1 protein-coding gene and 1 pseudogene are annotated in these 1,586 nt (G+C 74.8%); both read left to right on the forward strand.

The window, feature by feature from the left end; all coding sequences use genetic code 11:
• A partial coding sequence (locus FPZ41_RS46390) for a ComEA family DNA-binding protein (protein ID WP_228023471.1) occupies nucleotides 1-851 on the forward strand: 851 nt, incomplete at its 5' end.
• 104 nt (nucleotides 852-955) lie between these two features.
• Nucleotides 956-1,586, forward strand: a pseudogene (locus tag FPZ41_RS46395) (ComEC/Rec2 family competence protein); the annotation flags it as partial.

The following is a 1,586-nucleotide window of genomic DNA, read 5'->3' on the forward strand; positions in this document are numbered from 1 at the left end:
GGTCAGGCGGGCTGGGCGGACCGCGAGGGACGACAGGGCGGGGCGCCGGTGATGCGTGGGTCAGTGGTGTCGCGGACGACGGCCCGGCGGCCGGAGCGGCCCGAGAGCCGGGCGCCGACTCGACGATCCGTATGCCGAGGACGACTTGGCGGGAGCGGATCGGGCCTGCGGTGCGGGAGCGGATGCCGCTGTGGTTGCAGGCGAGGTGCGGGCTGGAGCGGAGAAGCGTGCTGGCGCTGAGTGTGGTGCTGGTCGTCGCGGCGGTCTTCGCAGTACAGCACTTCTGGGCGGGCCGGACGGAGCCGGTGAGCGCACCCGAGGTGGTGCGCCCGGCACCGTTCGACGAACGGGACGGAGATCGGGACGCGGCCACAACGGGTGCCTCCCCTGGGGCGTCGGCTGCCCCCGCTGGTCCCGTGATCGTGGTGGACGTCAGCGGGAAGGTGCGGAACCCCGGAGTCCAGCGGCTGCCGGCGGGCTCACGGGTCGCCGACGCACTGAGGGCGGCGGGTGGGGTGCGCTCGGGCACGAGCATTGAGGGGCTCAACCGCGCCCGCCTCCTCATGGACGGCGAGCAGGTGGTCGTCGGTGGTCCGGCGCCGCCCGCCGCGGGTGTGGTGCCGGGACCCGGGGGGCCGGGCGCCGGTGCCGCCCCCGCGGCTCCGGTCTCCCTCAACACGGCCACCGCGGACCAACTCGACACCCTGCCAGGCGTCGGCCCCGTGCTGGCCCAGCACATCATCGACTACCGCACCCAGCACGGCGGCTTCCGCTCGGTCGACGAACTCCGCGAGGTCAACGGCATCGGCGACCGGCGTTTCGCCGACCTGCGGAATCTCGTACGGCCATGAGGAGCCCTCGGGGAGAGCTCGACGCCGTCGCGCGAAGCACGAGGCGCGCTGCGGACACCGCTGCCGAGCGCCCCGGCGGCCGCCCTGACCGCGTGCCCGTGCATATGGCGTCCGTGAGCAGGCTGGGCGCCGCGCACCCCAGGCAGGAGGGGCCGACGGACCTGCGGCTGGTGCCGCCCGCACTGGCGGCCTGGACGACAGCGGCTCTCACGCTCGACGCCCCGGTCGAGTGGGTCATCGGTGTGGTGGCGGTCTGCCTGATCGTGGGTGGTGCCCTGCTCCTGGGTGGTTCCCTGTTCGTGGCCCGGCGGCACAGTGCGCACGAGCCGGCGCCCGATCGGCCGGCTCACGGGCCCCGGACCAGCAGGTCCGAGCGGGCAGGGCGTAGCAGACCGTGGCACAGGGTCTCCATCGCCGCCGTCCTGCTCTGTGCCGCCGCGGCAGCGGCCTCCGCCGTACTGCACGGGGCGGATCTGCGGCGCGGCCCGGTCCCCGCGCTGGCACGTCAGTACGCGCACGTGACGGCCGACGTCGAGCTCACCTCCGATCCACGGCTCACCCGCCCCCGGATCGGAGGAGACCACGCGACCCCCACGGCCGTACTGCTGAACGCCGAGGTCCGGCGGGTGAAGAAGCCGGACGGTACGGTCCTCGCGACGCGGACGCCGGTCCTGGTGATGGTGGATGCGAGGTCGGGGCCCAGTGGGGACGGGAGCCCGGGGGCAGGGAGTGGCG

This window comes from Streptomyces acidicola (assembly GCF_009377235.1).
GTDB lineage: Bacteria > Actinomycetota > Actinomycetes > Streptomycetales > Streptomycetaceae > Streptomyces > Streptomyces acidicola.